20 protein-coding genes are annotated in these 18638 nt (G+C 51.7%); 8 read left to right on the forward strand and 12 right to left on the reverse strand.

Features of this window, described 5'->3' with window-relative positions; genetic code table 11:
* Nucleotides 1-3: 3 nt before the first annotated feature.
* The 3 genes from F3J40_RS21215 to F3J40_RS21225 form a co-directional block, all read right to left on the reverse strand.
* Complete coding sequence (locus tag F3J40_RS21215) at nucleotides 4-1602, reverse strand: ATP-binding protein (protein ID WP_205297476.1); 1599 nt, start codon at nucleotides 1600-1602, stop codon at nucleotides 4-6.
* Entirely contained in the window at nucleotides 1599-2960 is a 1362-nt protein-coding gene (locus F3J40_RS21220) for a DNA cytosine methyltransferase (protein WP_167017872.1), read from the reverse strand. Before F3J40_RS21220 ends, F3J40_RS21215 begins: the two co-directional genes overlap by 4 nt.
* 593 nt (nucleotides 2961-3553) lie before the next feature.
* Nucleotides 3554-4417, reverse strand: a complete 864-nt coding sequence (locus F3J40_RS21225; protein ID WP_026042752.1) for a YicC/YloC family endoribonuclease — start codon at nucleotides 4415-4417, stop codon at nucleotides 3554-3556.
* 162 nt (nucleotides 4418-4579) lie between these two features.
* Here F3J40_RS21225 and F3J40_RS21230 point away from each other — a divergent pair, with 162 nt between their 5' ends.
* The gene (locus F3J40_RS21230) at nucleotides 4580-5020 is read left to right on the forward strand and encodes a DUF3574 domain-containing protein (protein ID WP_167017962.1); all 441 of its coding nucleotides are present in this window, start codon (nucleotides 4580-4582) and stop codon (nucleotides 5018-5020) included.
* Nucleotides 5021-5054: 34 nt separating this feature from the next.
* Here F3J40_RS21230 and F3J40_RS21235 read toward each other — a convergent pair whose 3' ends face one another.
* On the reverse strand, nucleotides 5055-6239 hold the full coding sequence (locus F3J40_RS21235) for a NupC/NupG family nucleoside CNT transporter (RefSeq protein ID WP_167017964.1): 1185 nt from the start codon (nucleotides 6237-6239) through the stop codon (nucleotides 5055-5057).
* Between the two features lie 147 nt (nucleotides 6240-6386).
* On the opposite strand from F3J40_RS21235, the gene rph reads away from it, so the two are divergent.
* Both rph and pyrE read left to right on the forward strand, forming a co-directional pair.
* Nucleotides 6387-7103 carry a ribonuclease PH gene (rph, locus tag F3J40_RS21240; protein WP_017348859.1) on the forward strand — a complete coding sequence of 239 codons (717 nt, stop codon included), beginning with the start codon at nucleotides 6387-6389 and terminating at the stop codon, nucleotides 7101-7103.
* Between the two features lie 50 nt (nucleotides 7104-7153).
* Complete coding sequence (gene pyrE / locus F3J40_RS21245; protein ID WP_167017875.1) at nucleotides 7154-7795, forward strand: orotate phosphoribosyltransferase; 642 nt, start codon at nucleotides 7154-7156, stop codon at nucleotides 7793-7795.
* A 30-nt stretch (nucleotides 7796-7825) separates the two neighbouring features.
* Here the strand turns inward: pyrE and slmA are convergent, their stop codons facing one another.
* The 3 genes from slmA to coaBC form a co-directional block, all read right to left on the reverse strand.
* Nucleotides 7826-8422 carry a nucleoid occlusion factor SlmA gene (gene slmA, locus F3J40_RS21250; protein WP_017348857.1) on the reverse strand — a complete coding sequence of 199 codons (597 nt, stop codon included), beginning with the start codon at nucleotides 8420-8422 and terminating at the stop codon, nucleotides 7826-7828.
* 113 nt (nucleotides 8423-8535) lie between these two features.
* Nucleotides 8536-8994, reverse strand: coding sequence for a dUTP diphosphatase (dut, locus tag F3J40_RS21255; RefSeq protein WP_167017877.1), 459 nt, complete (start codon nucleotides 8992-8994; stop codon nucleotides 8536-8538).
* Nucleotides 8972-10192, reverse strand: coding sequence for a bifunctional phosphopantothenoylcysteine decarboxylase/phosphopantothenate--cysteine ligase CoaBC (coaBC, locus tag F3J40_RS21260; protein WP_167017879.1), 1221 nt, complete (start codon nucleotides 10190-10192; stop codon nucleotides 8972-8974). Before coaBC ends, dut begins: the two co-directional genes overlap by 23 nt.
* A gap of 191 nt (nucleotides 10193-10383) precedes the next feature.
* Here coaBC and radC point away from each other — a divergent pair, with 191 nt between their 5' ends.
* From radC to mutM, 4 genes are all read left to right on the forward strand, one after another.
* A complete protein-coding gene (gene radC, locus F3J40_RS21265; protein ID WP_167017881.1) occupies nucleotides 10384-11031 on the forward strand; it encodes a RadC family protein in 648 nt (215 codons plus the stop codon).
* Between the two features lie 248 nt (nucleotides 11032-11279).
* Complete coding sequence (rpmB, locus tag F3J40_RS21270; RefSeq protein WP_026042749.1) at nucleotides 11280-11516, forward strand: 50S ribosomal protein L28; 237 nt, start codon at nucleotides 11280-11282, stop codon at nucleotides 11514-11516.
* 11 nt (nucleotides 11517-11527) lie between these two features.
* The gene (rpmG, locus tag F3J40_RS21275; RefSeq protein ID WP_001051798.1) at nucleotides 11528-11695 is read left to right on the forward strand and encodes a 50S ribosomal protein L33; all 168 of its coding nucleotides are present in this window, start codon (nucleotides 11528-11530) and stop codon (nucleotides 11693-11695) included.
* A 74-nt stretch (nucleotides 11696-11769) separates the two neighbouring features.
* Nucleotides 11770-12579, forward strand: a complete 810-nt coding sequence (mutM, locus tag F3J40_RS21280; RefSeq protein WP_017348852.1) for a bifunctional DNA-formamidopyrimidine glycosylase/DNA-(apurinic or apyrimidinic site) lyase — start codon at nucleotides 11770-11772, stop codon at nucleotides 12577-12579.
* Here the strand turns inward: mutM and coaD are convergent, their stop codons facing one another.
* The 5 genes from coaD to rfaQ all read right to left on the reverse strand — a co-directional run bounded on the left by coaD (nucleotide 12580) and on the right by rfaQ (nucleotide 17398).
* Entirely contained in the window at nucleotides 12580-13065 is a 486-nt protein-coding gene (coaD, locus tag F3J40_RS21285) for a pantetheine-phosphate adenylyltransferase (protein WP_017348851.1), read from the reverse strand.
* Nucleotides 13062-13838: a glycosyltransferase family 2 protein gene (locus F3J40_RS21290; RefSeq protein ID WP_167017883.1), complete on the reverse strand. Its 777-nt coding sequence runs from the start codon at nucleotides 13836-13838 to the stop codon at nucleotides 13062-13064. The genes coaD and F3J40_RS21290 overlap by 4 nt, the downstream gene beginning before the upstream one ends.
* A complete protein-coding gene (waaA, locus tag F3J40_RS21295; RefSeq protein ID WP_167017885.1) occupies nucleotides 13838-15112 on the reverse strand; it encodes a lipid IV(A) 3-deoxy-D-manno-octulosonic acid transferase in 1275 nt (424 codons plus the stop codon). Before waaA ends, F3J40_RS21290 begins: the two co-directional genes overlap by 1 nt.
* Nucleotides 15113-15192: 80 nt before the next feature.
* Nucleotides 15193-16329, reverse strand: coding sequence for a glycosyltransferase family 4 protein (locus tag F3J40_RS21300; protein WP_167017887.1), 1137 nt, complete (start codon nucleotides 16327-16329; stop codon nucleotides 15193-15195).
* The gene (gene rfaQ / locus F3J40_RS21305; protein ID WP_167017889.1) at nucleotides 16322-17398 is read right to left on the reverse strand and encodes a putative lipopolysaccharide heptosyltransferase III; all 1077 of its coding nucleotides are present in this window, start codon (nucleotides 17396-17398) and stop codon (nucleotides 16322-16324) included. Before rfaQ ends, F3J40_RS21300 begins: the two co-directional genes overlap by 8 nt.
* Before the next feature lie 207 nt (nucleotides 17399-17605).
* Between rfaQ and F3J40_RS21310 the strand changes: the two genes are divergently transcribed.
* Entirely contained in the window at nucleotides 17606-18625 is a 1020-nt protein-coding gene (locus F3J40_RS21310) for a glycosyltransferase family 9 protein (RefSeq protein WP_167017891.1), read from the forward strand.
* Nucleotides 18626-18638: the final 13 nt, after the last annotated feature.

Consider the following 18638-nt stretch of genomic DNA (forward strand, 5'->3'; position numbering starts at 1 on the left):
ATTTTATTTCTCTAATGGGGTTCTCGATAGAGCCCCCCTCATCAAGTAGTTGAAATGATAGAGAAAGCTTTCTGGAGGTTCTCCTGAAACATCCTCTGTTAAGATCAAAGCAATGCATATCGCTGTTGAGATGCGTAGTAATACTTCTACGTTCTCGTTGTTCACTCCTAAAAATTCAATCGAAAATGGATGAGCCAATGAAAGATCAATCGTCAAACGCCGGATATCTTCACCCAAGTCCGTAGGCTGCTGAGTAATTGCAACTGATACCCAATCCTCTGTTGCGGGATCCACAGAGGTTCTCAAAGTTATTATCCATTGATAATTACCATCGTTAACTTCGACAATACGCTCAGACGCCTGGAGTTCCCTCGAAACGAGTTCGGATGGCAACTTATTCGCATCAGTCGGATACTGATTGGCCTCAATTAACAGTGGCGCAACTTCTTTTTCGACGTAGTTTGCGACGGCGGCAGTCGCTGCCACAGCCCGTGTCCCAATACTCTTTCTAGAAGGAAGCGACCGATAATTTTCGGCTTGAGTGAGTAGGTTTAGTGGGGCTTCTTCAATTTGAGCTTTCAAATGTTCCAGAAAAATATCTTCGTATTCTTCCCAGCGAAACCCATCTTTTGTATGACTAACTTCAAACCCTTCAACATGAAGTTCACCAAATAGTCGTTGATATGGATAACTGTTAGTTTGTTTGAATACATAGCTAGGCCGATAGCTCTCATCGAAGCTACCTTCGATTAATCTGTCTCGACGAAATAAAGCAAAACCGGCTAATGGTGTTGAGCCAATTTCACGAAGCGCAGCAAATCCTTTAACACGCTGATTTCCACCAAAATCCAGATCGATATCTTTCCGCCATTCAACAGGCACCACATTATCACCCTGTGCTTGTACCCCGGGAGATGTATAAGCAACTGCAGTGAGTATGTCCGGAAGTTGATATGTAAGCGGTGAACCATTTAAGTGAAGGGACAGTCTTCCATCCCTTAGAAACATCCGATAGATGCTAGATAAATGGTCTCGAATCTTACCGACGGTTCGTCCTTGCGGCATGTGATGTAAACCTCGAAGGGTCACCACTGTGTAGTGCGCTGATGGATCGACCTCACGAGTTTCAGTATTCAAACTTTCAATCTTATTTTCGACAATGTTTCGAACATCGAAATATATTGTGCGCTCTATTGATTCACCAATGGCTTTGGTACGAACACTCCATTTCTCTGCAAACCAGCATGCAGCGCTTTTCATACCCATACCGAACTCAGAAAGCCCGCTGCGATCCTCTGGAACTTGAGCAGCCCGAAATGCTCGAGGAAAATCAACTTTCGATATTCCGGCTGCATTGTCACGGATAACAATCAGGCCTGGGCCAGAAGTATCGATTTTGACATCTACCCTCAGTTGAAATTTATCATCATGCAATACTTGCAACTGCTCGTTGTTGGCGATCATGCTCTGAAGTGCGTTGTCTACGAACTCTGCCATGGCAAACCATGGCTTATAGTTTAAGTGTCGGAGCACCGAGAGCATCGTAACTTCGGGGCGAATTTGAATGGATGGTAATTGACCTAGCTTCTGGCTATCCATCATGCATCGACCTTTTCATGGCTAACTTTATTATCCTCACTAGCCGGAAGTTGTTCTATAAAATCTCCCAGCAGAGCACGGGCAACACGCTCAACGACAGTCGAGTTCACCGCATTACCAAGCGCATGGAAAGCCTTAGTAGGAGTAGATGGCAGCGCTTTCAAATCGTCTAAACTCTGCAAACGGGCACATTCCTCCGGCGTCATGTAACGCCGTTGCCATGCAATGATGGGCACCTGTGTATCCGTCATTGCAATTAAGCTAGGGGCAGTATTACGGCGTTTCACTCGCACGCCTGATGCACGGAATTGCAGCACGTATTCCCACAGATCGCGCTTCCCACCCTTAACATTCCATTCTAATTTTTGAAGACTTGAAGGAAACTTCAAGATACTTTTCATCCACGGATCAATCCATTCCTTATTGTCAGCGTAGAACTGGCGGTTCTGCCGAATGAAGTCTACCTTCCATTTGGGGAACTTTCGATGAGCAGTCCGAGCATGGCTAGGCAAAGCCAGCCAACGCTCTTCGATAGTACGCAGGTAGCCGATCTTGCGTCCGTGACTCCCAGAAAATCCCTTAAGACCGTCAATACCATAGTCCTCTTTTAAAGCGTAGGGCGTATCCTCTTCGTATGGATATGTCGCTCCCCATTCCATAGACCATAACGGATAAGACGGTAATTCAACATCTGCTGGGCAGCGTTTCAAAAAATCTGCCCAGACATTCAGGCAATCAATAACCTGCGTAGAAAGTGGTTTCGCGTTAGCAGGATGATCATCTAGGATGTTATCAATTGATGTCTCTGTCGGGTTTCTTTGAGGCCAGGAAAAGTTATTTAGAGGTTTTCGTGAGCCGATGATGTATACACGCTCCCGAATCTGCGGGATACCAAAATGATGCGGTGAGAAGCGTTCTGCGGCAATATGGTACCCCAGTCCTTTTGGACCCAACCCTAAGATTTCTTGAATAGCCTCCCAAGTTCGGCCTTCGTCATGTTTAAGCAAATTTGGAACATTTTCAAGAATGAAGAAGTGCGGCTTCTTCTGCTCGAGTATTGCTGCTACATTGAAAAACAAGTCACCTTGTTTCGTGCACTCAAACCCAAGCTGCTCCCCGGCCTTGGAGAATGGCTGGCAGGGAAAACCTGCTGTTAGAATGTCGTGTGTCGGCACATCACTGGGAGATATCAGGGTGATATCTCCTTCAGGACGGAGATTGAAATTAATCTGATATAGGTCCTGCAAATGTTTTTGCCACTCAGCTGCAAAGACGCACTGCCCACCGAGCCTATTGAGAGCAAGGTGAAATCCGCCCAATCCGGCGAACAAGTCGATAAATTTGAACGATGGTGTCTTCATATTTCTTAGCCAATTTTTAGTTGATGGAAGCAGCCATCGGAGTGTCTTTTACAACAAGAATTGCACTGCGATGCAGTTTTTCTATAGAGTAATCGCTCTCTACAAACAAACTCCTCACATGATAAAGCAGTTATCGCTGCATCGCTCAGGTTACATACATCGGCGTTCTAAGGAGTCGCCAAAATTTTCTCAAACCAACGCGAACCACATGACGATACACCGTTATCTCTTATAGCTGTACATAAGCACAGCAGTCAATTCAGGTAAAGCTCTAAATCTTAGTTACCATCAGAAATCGCACAATGATGTATATGTGAATTTTCTTTTAATGACCAACAGAAAGCAAGTTACTGTGACCTGCTGACCTTATCTAGGGCATGATCATACTCAGCTTCGTTTTAGAATGATTTCCTTGCCTCAATTCGTCATCATAAACTGCGTGTCATAAATGCCAGTAGGTACACGTCTATGTACACACGAAACACGCGCTCTATTGATACGATATGAGACTATATAAAACAGAAAAGGCCATGATTTAAAATGACCTTTTTGTCAAAGCAAGATTTAGTGAGACAACGCGAGATCGTGAAATCTTACTCGATATTCTGAATCTGCTCGCGCATCTGCTCAATCAACACTTTCAGCTCAATAGCGGAAGCGGTGATATCCGCATTAATAGATTTTGACGCCAGCGTATTCGACTCGCGGTTAAACTCCTGCATCATAAAGTCGAGGCGGCGGCCTACGGCTTCTTTCTTCTTCAGGATGTTATAGGTCTCTTTTACGTGGGCATCGAGGCGATCCAGTTCTTCGGCAACGTCTACACGCTGTGCCATTAATACCAGTTCCTGCTCCAGGCGGTTATTCTCTAACTGCACTTCGGCATCTTCCAGTTTAGCGACCAGGCGTTCACGCTGCCATTTCAGCACTTCTGGCATCTGTGCACGCACTTTTGCCACTTCTTCGCTCACGCCTGCGAGACGCTGCTCAATCAGCGCTTTCAGGGCATTACCTTCGGTTTCACGTGCAATGATGAATTCATCTAACGCGACATCCAGTGCCTGTAGCAGTTGGGCGTTAATCGCATCCAAATCCTGGTCTTTCGCCGACATCACACCCGGCCAGCGCAGGATATCCAATGGGTTAATTGCACCCTCGTCGCTCTGCATTTTTACCCAGTTGGCAGATTTCACCAGCTGTTTCGCCAGAGCTTCGTTGAGAATCAACTCGCCTTGTGCGCTTGGGTCAGCATCAAAGCGCAGATTGCACTCGATTTTACCGCGCGTCAGGCGGTTGCGGATGCGCTCGCGGATCACCGGCTCAAGGCTGCGGAACTGCTCTGGCAGGCGGATATAGGTTTCCAGATAGCGCTGGTTGACGGAACGAAGCTCCCAGGCTGCGCTGCCCCAGTCTCCTTTTGCTTCACGGCGTGCGTAAGCGGTCATACTGCGGATCATAAGCATTACTCGATGGCGGAATTTATTGCTGAAGTATAGCGGCCAGCGCGGCGGCATGACAGACCAAATCCTGAGCGTTAAATGCCTTTGAAATATTTCACCTTTTTTTACCGCGTTACTTATGATGAACAGGGAATTCTCACCTTAAAGGATCACGTAATGATGATACGAAAATTCGTACTGACTACTGGATTGGCAATGCTATTGGCTGCCTGTCAGGCCCCGGTGTCTTCGGTGGTTTCTGCTCCTGTCAGCAAGCCTGTTCCGGTGTGTGCGGGCGGCGATATCATGATGCAAACCACGTTGTGGTTTGGTTTAAATCGGCCCCATGGCGCAGCGATTACGCCCCAGGAGTGGCAGAACTTCGTCGATAAAGATGTGACGCCACGCTTTAAAGAAGGGTTGTCTGTTTACGATGCAAAGGGACAATGGCTGGGCCAGGACGGTACAGTCGCGCATGAAAACAGCAAAGCACTGATGCTGATTCATGGCTCAGATCGTACTAGCCAGGCCAGTATTGAAGCACTGCGTGAGATCTATAAGAAGCGATTTGCGCAGGAGTCTGTGATGCGCGTTGATGCGCCGGTGTGTGTGAGTTTTTAACAAAAAAACGGGAGGCCTGAGCCTCCCGCTTCTATTAAATGAACAGCCCGGCAAACGCGGCGGAGAGTAAACTCACCAGCGTAGAGCCATAAACCAGCTTCCAGCCATAACGGGAAACCACATTACCCTGGCGTTCATTCAGCCCTTTAATCGCACCCGCAACAATACCAATCGAGGCAAAGTTAGCGAACGAAACCAGGAACACAGAAAGGATACCCAGGCCACGCGGCGTCATCTCTGCTGCCACTTTTTTCAGGTCGATCATCGCGACAAATTCATTGGCTACCAGCTTGGTTGCCATAATGCTGCCAGCCTGAAGCGCATCTGCCGCAGGAATGCCCACTAACCACGCCAGAGGATAGAACAAGTAGCCCAGCAACTGCTGGAAGCTGTGACCAAAAACGGCCGCAAAGATTTCATTCACAGCCGCGATCAGCGCAATAAAGCCGACCAGCATCGCCAGAATAATCATCGCAACCTTGAATCCCGCCAGAATATATTCACCTAACATCTCAAAGAAGCTCTGATCTTCGTGCAGCTTGTCGAGAGCAATATGCTCTTCGCTTTCCGGGCGTAGTGGATTAATGATTGAGAGAATAATGAACGTGCTGAACATGTTGAGCAGCAGCGCTGCGACCACATATTTCGGCTCGATCATCGACATATAAGCCCCGACGATGGAGAGGGAAACCGTGGACATTGCCGTCGCGGCCATGGTGTACATTCGCGCAGAAGAGATATCGCCAAGAATGCCTTTATAAGCGATGAAGTTCTCCGACTGCCCGAGGATCAAGGTACTGACGGCATTAAAGGATTCCAGTTTGCCCATGCCATTAATTTTGGACAACAGCGTACCAAACAAGCGGATAAGCAGTGGCAGAATGCGCCAGTGTTGCAGAATACCAATCAGCGCTGAGATAAAGATAATCGGGCAAAGTACCCCGAGGAAAATAAAGGCCAGTCCCTGTTTACTCATATTGCCAAAGACAAAGTCGCTGCCCTGGGCCGCGAAGCCTAATAGCGTTTCAAAAAATCCGCTGACAGAGGTGACCACGGCAAGGCCGCTGGCAGAGTGCAGGAAAAACCAGCCCAGCAGGGCTTCAACGACCAGTAGTTGCATGATATAGCGTGGGCGAATCAGTTTACGGTCATGGCTGACCAGCAAGGCGAGGGCAAAGATCACCACCAACGCCAGCAGGAAATGCAGGAGTGCTGTCATCATTTTTCTTCATATTTGTGAGGAGTATGGGCGCATTTAGCCACAGCCAGGGCGAAATTTCATCCGCCATTGTGCCGATGCAGGCAGGACAGTGGCCGGGTAAGTCCGTATAATGCGCATCCAGTCATTAGCAAGCCGGAGAATCCCATGCGTCCAGCAGGCCGAAGCGCGCAACAAGTGCGCCCTGTTACACTCACCCGTAATTACACTAAACACGCTGAAGGTTCAGTGTTGGTTGAGTTTGGTGAAACCAAAGTGCTGTGCACCGCCACCATTGAAGAGGGTGTGCCACGCTTCCTGAAAGGCAAAGGCCAGGGATGGATCACCGCAGAGTACGGCATGTTACCGCGCTCAACCCATAGCCGCATGGCGCGCGAAGCCGCCAAAGGCAAACAGGGTGGGCGTACGCTGGAAATCCAGCGCCTGATCGCACGCTCACTGCGTGCAGCTGTTGATTTACAAGCGCTGGGCGAATTTACCATCACGCTGGATTGTGACGTGATTCAGGCCGATGGTGGCACGCGTACCGCCTCAATTACCGGTGCTTGTGTGGCGCTGGCTGATGCCCTCAACAAACTGGTTGCCGATGGCAAGCTGAAATCCAGCCCACTGAAAGGCATGGTTGCAGCGATCTCTGTTGGTATCGTGGGGGGTGAAGCGCTGTGTGACCTCGAGTATGTTGAAGATTCGACAGCTGAAACCGACATGAATGTCGTGATGACCGAAGATGGCCGCATGATTGAAGTGCAGGGTACTGCGGAAGGCGAGCCGTTCAGTCATGACGAACTGTTAGCCCTGCTGGCATTGGCCCGTGGCGGTATTGAACAGCTCATCCAGGCGCAGAAAGCGGTACTGGAAAATTGATTTAACAGGCGACCAGAGAGTCGCCTTTTTTTTGTTTGAAGGAGTGAGAAATGAAAGCCTGGCAGCGTCAGTTTATTGAATTCGCCCTGAACAAAGGGGTGCTGAAGTTTGGTGAGTTCACCCTGAAATCAGGACGCATTAGTCCTTATTTCTTCAACGCCGGTTTGTTTAACAGTGGCCGCGATTTAGCGCTGTTAGGGCGTTTTTATGCGCAGGCGTTGGTAGATGGTGGCGTTGAGTTCGACCTGCTGTTTGGTCCGGCTTACAAAGGCATCCCAATTGCCACGACGACCGCAGTGGCGCTGGCTGACCATCATGACCGCGATGTGCCTTACTGCTTTAACCGTAAAGAAGCGAAAGATCATGGCGAAGGTGGTTTGTTAGTGGGTAGCCCATTGGCAGGCAAAGTCATGTTAGTGGATGACGTGATCACCGCAGGTACCGCGATCCGTGAATCGATGGAAATCATCAATGCGCATAAAGCTAAACTGGCTGGCGTATTAATCTCGCTCGATCGTCAGGAGCGTGGACGTGGTGATATCTCAGCGATTCAGGAAGTGGAGCGTGATTATCAGTGCCAGGTGACAGCCATCATCACCCTGAACGATTTGATCGCCTACCTGGAAGAGAAGCCTGAAATGGCCGACCACCTGGCTCAAGTGCGTGCCTATCAGCAGCAGTACGGAATCTGATCGTCTGGCGGGCATTTGCCCGCCAGAGTATTACACCAGCTGCGCCACAATCAGTGGCCAGCGCACGTCAAAGTCCGCAGTAGGACGATAGCGGAATTCAGAGCGCACATAGCGCGACAACAGCCCTTCGCACATTGCCAGCAACTGACTCGCCAGCAGTGTTTCGTCTGTCTGGAAACCAACGCCTTCACGCATTTTTCGCTCACGCATCACCTGACGCAGTTGCGCTTCAATGCGTTCGAACAGCTGATTGATACGCCCTTGTAGGCGATCTTGTTCAAACATCAGTGCATGGCCAGTCAGAATGCGTGTCAGCCCCGGATTACGCTCACCAAAGCCGAGAATGAGCTGAACCATCAGGCGTAGGCGTGAAAGTGTCTCTTTCTCATCGTTCAAAATCAGATTGATGCGGGTAATCAGACTGTCTTCGATAAACTCAATCAGACTGTCAAACATGCGTGTCTTGCTGGGGAAGTGACGATAGAGTGCCGCTTCAGAAACACCGACATTTGCCGCCAGCTTTGCGGTAGTGATGCGCTGGCTACCATCGTCGGATTCCAGCATTTGTGCCAGAGCCTGCAAAATCTCTTCGCGACGGTTCCGTTTCGCAACTTTTTTTTCTGCCATGACCTAAAAGACCCCTGAAAGTAACCAAAACAGGCAACACTTACGCGTCTGCCACAAGCAAGGAGCTTATGGAGAGGATAAAAATGGCAGAGGCGTAAGTGGGAGTGCGAGCGTTACTGGCGACCAGAATGACCGAAGCCACCTTCACCGCGTACGCTGGCGTCAAAGTCTTGCACCAGGTTGAATTCCGCCTGCACGACAGGTACGAACACCAGCTGTGCCAGACGATCGCCCGGTTGCAGCGTAAAGCTTTCGCTGCCGCGATTCCAGACCGAAACCATCAGTTGGCCCTGGTAATCGGAGTCAATCAGGCCGATCAGGTTGCCCAGCACGATGCCATGTTTATGGCCCAGGCCTGAGCGTGGCAGGATAACTGCCGCCAGAGAAGGATCGGCAATATGGATAGCCAAGCCGGTTGGTACCAGCGTTGTCATGCCTGGTGTGATTTCCAGAGCTTCATCGAGACAGGCGCGTAAATCCAGGCCTGCTGAACCTGCTGTCGCATAAGAAGGCAGGGGGAACTCGGTGCCTACGCGCGCATCCAGAATTTTAACGTCGATTTTTTTCATCATAACGGCTGACTATCTCGTCTAATAATTGTTGGCCAAGGAGTGTCTTATCGCAAAGCGGTAAGCGTTTATCTCCATCCTGCCAAAAAAGGTGAAGCGCATTGCGGTCACTGTTAAAACCTTGTCCGCTCTGTGAAACGTCATTTGCACAGATCAGATCGAGGTTCTTCCGTTGCCGTTTTTGCCGGGCGTATTCTTCCACATTCTGGGTTTCTGCCGCAAATCCAACCACAAAAGGCCGACCCGTCTTACGCGCCGCCACTTCTGCAACGATGTCTGGATTCTTAACTAACTGCAGCGTCAGAGTGTCTTCTCCGCCCTGTTTTTTCATCTTCTGCTCGGCAACAGCGGCGGCACGATAGTCTGCCACGGCTGCGCTGGCGATGAAAATATGTTGTTGTTCAATGTCGCTCATCACCGCAGCCTGCATCTCAAGGGCGCTGTTTACATCAACACGCGCGACCTGTGGCGGCGTTGTCAGTGTAACCGGGCCGGCTACCAGCGTCACTTTTGCGCCGCGCTGTGCAGCCGCAGCCGCAATGGCGAAGCCCATCTTACCCGAGCTGTGGTTAGTGATATAACGCACCGGGTCCAGCGCTTCCCGCGTTGGGCCGGCGGTGATCATAATGTTGAGATGTTGCAGATCTTTGACGGGGGATGCCCACTGCACCGCATGGTCAACAAGGGTGAGCGGGTCTGACATGCGGCCCGGCCCGACATCTCCACAAGCCTGGCTGCCGCTGTCTGGTCCCCAAATCATCACACCACGCGCGTCAAGCAGTTGCAGGTTATGCTGAGTGGCTGCCGCACGGTACATCTGCTGGTTCATGGCAGGTGCAATCGCTAATGGCGCGGCGCTGGCCAGACAGGCGGTGGTCACCAAATCATTGGCCATTCCTGCTGCCAGCCGGGCAATTAAATCGGCGGTAGCGGGAGCGAGTAAAATTAGGTCAGCCCATTTTGCCAGCTCGATGTGTCCCATAGCCGCTTCGGCTGCTGGGTCGAGCAGATCGTCCATGACGGGATAGCCCGATACGGCTTGCAGGCTCAATGGGGTGATAAAAGCTTTGGCGGCTTCGGTCATCATGACCCGAACGTCCGCACCGCGATCGCGTAGACGGCGAACCAGTTCAGGGGTTTTATAAGCAGCAATGCCGCCGCTAACACCCAGCAGGATTTTTTTCCCGGCTAAACCCATCATGCTTGTGACCTCGTGAAATCGGGTGCTGTATCTGGCACAGCAGAATGGATGAACTTTACCACAAAACCCGATTTGCGCCTTTGCCACGCCCTGTGGTTTGCGAGCCGTTTCCAGAATTTGTCACGTCGAACAGACAGTTCATCGCGTGCCAGGGCAGGATAGCGCTGGGTGAAACGAACAGGGAAACAGTGATGGCACCACGAGAAAAACTGCTGGAAATGGGCGCTGAGCACCTGACAGATGTCGAGCTGCTGGCGATTTTCCTGCGTACCGGTGTGACCGGTCTGAATGTGATGGCGCTGGCACAGCAACTGCTGACGAAATTTGGATCGCTCTATCATATCCTCAGCGCCAGCCGTCAGGAATTTGATGAGATTAAAGGTGTGGGTAACGCGAAACTGGCACAGCTACACGCCATTGCTGAGCTGGCAAAACGCGTGTTAACCACCCAGATTGCGTGTGAAAACGTCATGGAAAATCCGCATGCGACGCGTTCTTACTTACAAAGTCTGTTGGGCAACCAGGAGCGTGAGGTTTTCATGGCGCTGTTTTTAGATAACCAGCATCGGGTGCTACAAGCACAGCAAATGTTTGCGGGTTCGATTAGCAGCGTTGAAGTGCATCCACGTGAAATTGTCAGAGAAGCGTTAAAGTTTAATGCGGCCGCTCTGATACTGGCGCACAATCATCCTTCGGGGAAATCTGAGCCAAGTAAGGCCGATCGTGAGGTGACCAGTCGCGTTAATGAAGCCTGCCAACTGCTTAATATTCGGCTGCTTGACCATTTAGTGATTGGTCGTGGTGAATATGTTTCTTTTGCGGAAAGAGGCTGGTTATAAGGGTCTGAGCCTGGAAAAATCGGTGTAAACGGCGGCTTTTTACGCGATCCATTGGGATCTTTATTTGTTCGGGACTTGAGCACTTACGCTGAGCGGCGTATACTACGCCACCTTTGAGAATCTCGGGTTTGGCGTTTGGGCCAGCTTAGCGGGTTCACATGGAACTCGCCTGGGCGGGCATTTGCCTGACGAGGCGGCCAAAACCTAATTTTTAAAGCTCGAGCTGATTTGATTTTTGGAGAATAGACATGTCACGAGTCTGCCAGGTAACTGGAAAGCGTCCGGTGACCGGTAACAACCGTTCCCACGCACTGAACGCGACGAAACGCCGTTTCCTGCCGAACCTGCACTCACACCGTTTTTGGGTTGAGAGCGAGAAGCGCTTCGTTACTCTGCGTGTATCTGCTAAAGGTATGCGTGTTATTGATAAGAAAGGCATTGATACGGTTCTGTCCGAAATCCGTGCCCGTGGTGAGAAGTACTAAGGAACTGAATCATGGCTAAAGGTATTCGTGAGAAGATCAAGCTCGTTTCCTCTGCTGGTACAGGTCACTTCTATACCACCACGAAGAACAAGCGTACTAAACCAGAGAAACTGGAACTGAAAAAGTTCGATCCGGTTGTACGCCAGCACGTGATCTACAAAGAAGCCAAAATTAAGTAATTTTGGTGTTCTGCTAAAAACCCGGCTTCGGCCGGGTTTTTTGTTTTTATCCAGTAATGCAGCCGGGAGATGAGATGCCAGAATTACCTGAAGTCGAAACCAGCCGTCGCGGTATTGAGCCGCATCTGGTAGGGGAAACTATCCTGCATGCCGTGGTACGTAATGGCCGCCTGCGTTGGCCTGTTTCGCAGGAAATTCATGCACTGAGCGATCAGCCGGTAATCAGCGTACAGCGCAGGGCTAAATACCTGCTGATTGAGCTGCCCCACGGCTGGATAATCGTACATCTTGGCATGTCTGGCAGCCTGCGCGTGCTGCCGCATGAACTGCCGGCAGAAAAGCACGATCACGTTGACCTGGTGATGAGCAACGGCAAGGTACTGCGCTATACCGACCCTCGTCGCTTCGGTGCGTGGTTGTGGAGCAATGACTTAGCCGGTAGCAGCGTATTGGCACATCTTGGTCCAGAGCCGTTAAGCGAAGCGTTCAATACGGATTATCTGTTTGAGAAATCTCGCGGCAAGCGCACGGTGGTAAAACAGTGGCTCATGGATAACAAAATCGTGGTAGGGGTAGGGAATATCTATGCCAGCGAGTCACTGTTCACCGCTGGGATCGCGCCCGATCGACCCGCTTATAGTTTGAGCAAAGATGAAGTCGCTTTGCTGGTCAGTACCATTAAAGCCGTGCTGCTTCGCTCCATTGAGCAGGGGGGAACCACACTGCGCGATTTCCTGCAAAGCGATGGTAAGCCGGGGTATTTTGCTCAGGAGTTGCAAGTTTATGGTCGTGCGGGTGAGCCGTGCCGCGCCTGTGGTACACCGATAGTCAGCGGTAAGCACGGTCAGCGCAGCACATTCTGGTGCCCTAACTGCCAGCGATAATTACTGTTCAGCCAGTTTTTTCAGCAGGGCTTTGTGTACCTCTTCCGGTAAAAAGGCAGCAACATCACCAGCATGGCGCGCCACCTCTTTGACCAACGAAGAGGAGATAAATGAAAAGCCCTGGGAAGGCATCAGGAACACACTTTCCAGGCTGGGCAGCAGGTGACGATTCATCTGCGCCAGTTGCAGCTCATACTCGAAGTCGGCGACCGCACGTAGCCCTCTCACCAACACGTTTGCACCCTGCGCTTGAGCGAAGTTGGCCATCAGGTCAGAAAATCCTTTTACTTCGACGTTAGGCAGATGTGCCGTCGCCAGCTTAGCCAAAGCAACGCGTTCGTCCAAAGAGAACAGGGTTTTCTTGTGTGGGCTGGCCGCAACGGCAAGCAGGATGTGATCAAACATCTTTGCGGAGCGGGTAACAATATCAACATGGCCACTGGTGATGGGATCAAAAGTGCCGGGGTATATCGCTTTCGTGCTCATACGCTGCCTTTTGCAGAAGGGCGATTCAGCGCCCACAGAGTGGAGTATTTGTTAAAGGTATACTGCGCATTGACCACGGCCAAAATCCAGCCTTGTTTGCCATCGAGAAATCCAGCCCGCAAAATCAGCGTTTTGCAGAATGCACCTAGCGTGTGGGTAAAAATACTGACGATCCCACAACGTTTGCCGCGCTGATGCCGCTCCTGCGCCCATGCAGCGGCATAGTTAAGCTGCTTGCGCTGGAATGCGACCAGATCGCGACAGGTGAGATGCTGCAAATCCCCTTTCAGGGCGACCACAGGCGCACCCTGAGTTTCCAGTGACTCATGCACCAGATTGTCGTTATAACTCAGCTGGCGCGGGTAGAGGCGCATCACACGGTCAGGATACCAGCCGCTGTGGCGCATAAAACGTCCCAGAAACAGATTACTACGACCAAGGCTGTACACGGTGTTACTGGCAGGCGAACTCAGCACCTGCTCAATCGCCTGGCGCAGCGGCGGCGTTACGCGCTCGTCAGCATCGATCATCAAAATCATGTCGTTGCTGGCGTAGCTTTGGGCCAACTGACGCTGTTTGCCAAAGCCCTGCCAGTGGGTCGATTGCCACACCCGCGCGCCAGCCTGCCGAGCGACCTCAACGGTATTATCCTCACTGCCAGAATCGAGCACGACGATTTCATCGGCCCAACTGACAGATGCCAGACAGTCCGGCAACAGGTCGGCTTCATTTTTGCTGATGATTACCACAGAAAGGCGCTGGCGTGAGGTCATTAATGTGCCCGAGGAGGAAGGTAAGGTTCGAGTAACTGTAGCAGACGATGCAGCGCGCCCTGGTTTTGATGCAGGACTTCTACCGCATGGCGGCCATAGTAAAGGCGATAGTCTTCATCTTGCAGCAGATTAGCCACTTCTTTTTCCAGTGAAGCCGCATCAGTGACGGTGATCAGACCCTGTGCCTGTTGCAGCTTGCTGCAAATATCTTTGAAGTTCCAGGTATGTGGTCCCATCAGCACGGGAATCGCATGTGCTGCTGGCTCCAGCGGATTATGGCCACCGCGTTCGACCAGGCTACCGCCGACAAAAGCCAGATCGGCAATCCCGTACAACAACATCAGTTCGCCCATGGTATCGCCAATAACAACCTGGGTCTCCAGCGCGGGAATTTGATTGCTGCTACGGCGGATGAAGCTAAAGCCCCGCTTTTGGGTCAGTTCTTCCACATCACGGAAGCGTTCAGGATGGCGCGGCACCAAAATCAGCAGCAGCTCGGGCCATTTTTGCAGGAGTTCACGGTGTGCCGCCAAAATAATGGCTTCTTCGCCTTCATGCGTGCTGGTTGCGATCCAGACTGGACGGCGAGAAGCCCACTGGCGACGTAGTGTAATTGCACGGGCAGCCAGTTCTGGCGTCACAGAAATATCGAATTTCAGGCTGCCAGTTACCGTCAGTTGAGAACGTTTCAGGCCGAGTGAGAGAAAGCGCTCGCCATCTTCACTGTTTTGCGCGGCAATCAGCGTAATAGATTGCAGCAGCTGGCGCATAAATTTGCCCAGCTTGCGATAACCCCTGGCAGAACGTTCAGACAGACGCGCGTTGGCGATCACCAGCGGAATGTTGCGCTGATGCAGAATACGAATAATGTTCGGCCACAGCTCGGTTTCCATAATGATGACCAGACAAGGATCGACATTATCAAGAAAGCGGTTGATCGAGCCGGGCAGATCATAAGGCAGGTAGACATGATGAACATCTTTGCCAAATGCAGACTGTGCGCGCTCTGAGCCGGTTGGCGTCATGGTGGTGACGGTGATCGGCATATCAGGGTAACGGTGGCGCAAAGCGCGCACCAGTGGCACAGCCGCTAGTGTTTCACCAACAGAAACAGAGTGCAGCACAATGCCGCCGGGTTCTACTTTGCCGCTACAGTAACCATAGCGTTCTGCCCAGCGTTTGCGATAGGCCGGTGCTTTACGTCCACGCAGCCACAGGCGAAGCCAGATGAACGGCTGAAGAAGGTAAAGCAGGGCGGTATAAATTATCGTCATAGATAGTGTTATGACTCACTGGTGTCAAAAAGCACGAATGGCGGCATGTTATCAGAAACCACTCAGCCGCTCATCCCACATTATCGCCTTTGCTCTAGCACTTGCTGATACAGCTCGGTCAGCGCCTGGGCCAGCCTCTGAGGGCCAAAAGGTTCAATTCTACGTCGTGCCGCTTCACCCATCGCTGAGTTTTGCGAAAGTGCAGGTATCGCGTTGACTGCTTCATTTAATGCACTGATATCTAAGGCATCGCAGACGAAGCCTTCCTGACCAGCAACAATAAATTCAGCGCCACCACAACCGGTGCTGGTGATCACCGGCAGTCCACAAGCCATGGCTTCCAGCACCACATTCGGAAAAGGATCATACAGCGTGGGTAACAGCAGGCCATCTGCCGCGTGATAAAACGGGCGGACGTCTTGCTGTACGCCGACAAAACGCAGACGCTGCGCGCAACCGAGCTGTTGCGCCAACTGATGATAGCGTTGTTGTTGCTTGTCCTGGCCGACGACGATCAAATAACGGTCACTTTTCGCTATCGCCTCAATGGCGGCTTTTAGCCCTTTGCGCTCAAAGCCGGAGCCAACATAAATGAAGACCGTGGCGTGCTGTGGAAGATTAAGCGTCTCGCGCGCCGCAAAGCGTGCAGCCTCGGCTGCTGGCTGAAAGTGCTCGCCGTTAATCGCGTTGTGGATGACGTGAATGTTGTCTGGCTTAACCTGGTAGCAGCGGAGGATATCCTGCTTCACCATCTCTGAGTTGCAAATCACCGCTTTGAGCGCGGGTGAATGGAACATCTCTTCTTCCGCGCGCAGCACATAGCGATGATAGGGGCTGAGAGTAGCGCTCAGGCGCTGTAGTGGTGAGACAATGCGAGCGCGCTGTTCCAGCCAGACGCGATGGACGCCATCGCCCGCACGGAAAATATCGCAGCCGGCAATGCGTTCATGGCTTTGTACGATGTCGAACTGCTGTTGCTCCCAGCAGGCGCGGGCCGCGCTGGCAAAGCCGCGTTCACGTGACACACGGCCCCACTTCGCCGGGTTGCAGATGTGCAAATGCCACGCCGGATTCGGTGTGCCCTGCCAACTGCGGGTGATGATGTTGAGATCCAGCTGTTCGCTATCCAGTGCTTCTAAGGCCCGCGAGATAAAACGTTCCGCGCCGCCATCGGGGCGATATTTCTGCCGGACAATGGCCAGGCGTAACTTACTCATCTAAAAAACTCCTTGCCGCAGCAACCACATCACTCACCGGAATGGCGGAAAGAAAACGCTGCTGGGTATTGGTATTGATTGAATCAGGGTCAGGCAGTGGGGCGTAATCGCCTGCCCAGAATACCTGATTATTTTGCCCCCAAGGACGCCACAACTGCAGTTTCGACGGGCCAAACAGCGCAATGCAAGGTGTTTCCAGCGCAGCGGCCATATGCATTGGGGCGGAATCAACGCCAATGAACAGACGGGCATGATCGATCAATGCTGCCAACTGACGAAGAGAGAGCTGGCCGGCCAGTGAGATCACGGTTTTGCTGTGGCACAGTGCAATAATGTTCTCGATCATCGCGAGCTCTTTGCTATCCGGGCCTGCGGTGAGAATCACACGATAGCCTTCGGCACTGAGCTGGTCGATAGTGGCTGCCACTTTGTCATCATCCCAGCATTTGAACTGCCAGCGGGAAGTGGGCTGCAAAACGATGAACGGTGACGTCACCTGCTGAGCAGCCAGCAGAGCTTCTGCTTTTTGCCAGTCGGCAGTGTGGTAGTGCATTGAGGCTCTTGCACCCGCTGCACCGATACCCAGCGGTGTTAATGCCGTCATGTTTTGTTCAACGGTGTGCAATTGCTCGTGATTATCCGTGGGAACCAGGACATTGTGACAACAACGCCACAGAAAGTTGTCGCGTTTGCGGAAAGCGAAACCGATACGCGTGCGGGCGCCACTGAACAAGGCGATCACAGCACTGCGCCATTGATCGGCGAGATTAATCACCAGATCATAATTGGCGTGGCGGATCTGCCCGATCAGGCGTGCTTCGTGGCGTAATTTCTGCCAGCCACCTTCCTGCTTCCATTTTCGATCCAGGACATGCAGCTGATTCACCGCCGGATGCGCATCAAGCATTGGGCTGGTTTCGGCGTACAGGAGAACGTCGATTTTTGCCTGCGGATAGCGTTGATGGAGGGCATTGATGACGGGGGTGGTAAGCAGCATGTCACCGTGATGGCGCAGCTTAATCAGCAGTATTTTCTGAGGCGTCAACGTGGTCAGGATCGGACTTGCCATACTTATAGGTTCCCGGAATTTTGTGACCCGATTGTAGGGTAAAGCCATCGGGTGTGAAAGACGGCATTCTTGATTTCTGATTCATGCAGAAATATCTGGCAAAATGAACAGGATACTCATTGAATAATAATGGTTAGTTGTCGCGAACTTTTCTGAAATAGATGGTCAAAGTGGCCAGTGATAGCAGCTTTAACCTGTGAGCAAATAATGAAAAATATACTGGTTATTCGGCGAGACAATATTGGTGATATGGTCTGCACAACCCCGCTGTTAGAGGGAATAAAGCGCGCTTATCCGGACGCGAAGCTAACCCTGCTCGTGAACAAAGTGGCACAGGATGTTGTTACGCATAATCCGTGGGTAGATCGCCTGTTCGTGTATAAAAAAGCCAAGCACCGTGCGGCCCATGAAACCACCCTCGGCGTTTACTGGCAGCGCCTGAAAATTATGCTTACGCTGCGCCGCACCCGGTTTGATGCGACGATTCTTGCAAACCCAGTGCCGTGTAAATACAGCTTACGTCTGGCAAAAATGGCAGGTGCCAACAACATTATTGGTGCGGGTGAAGGTAACCCCGAACTGGCTCATAGCTTTGCGCGGAGTGATTTCCGTGGCCAGCATCAGGTTGAGCACACGTACAGCTATCTTTCTGCACTCACCACAACACCTCCGCCGGTTCCTGAAGTCAGCCTGTTTTTGTCACCTGAAGAGCGTGCAACCGCTGGGGCTCGGGTGCAGCAGCTGCTGCCAGGCGCGGGGCGTATTTATGGCGTACATATCAGCAGTCGCAGCGCTAAACGCCGCTGGCCATTGGAGCGCTATGCGGCTTTTATCCACCAGTTATTGGCTGATGAGCAGGCGCAGGTACTGATCTTCTGGTCACCACAGGGCACGCTGCATCCCGGCGATGTGGGCGATGACGCGCGAGCTGAATCTCTGTTGCAACAGGTCAATTCACCACGCGTTGCTCGTTATGCTACGGCTTCGGTACGTGAGTTGATCGCGGGCTTTGATCGCTGTGAGCAAATCTTGTGCAGTGACGGTGGGCAAATGCATCTGGCTGCTGGGCTGCACAAAAAGCAGGTGGTCTTTTTTGGTGACACCAATGCTGCGCTCTGGCATCCGTGGTCAGGGCAATATGAGATTCTGCAAACGGAATCAGGGGATTGTGTCGATGTCACCGGAGAGCAGGTTTGGCAGGCCTGGCAGAAATTACAGGCGCAGTAACGCGCCTGTATTC

Origin of the sequence: Candidatus Pantoea multigeneris (assembly GCF_011752615.1) — a bacterium.
In the GTDB taxonomy this organism is placed as follows: Bacteria; Pseudomonadota; Gammaproteobacteria; order Enterobacterales; family Enterobacteriaceae; genus Pantoea; species Pantoea multigeneris.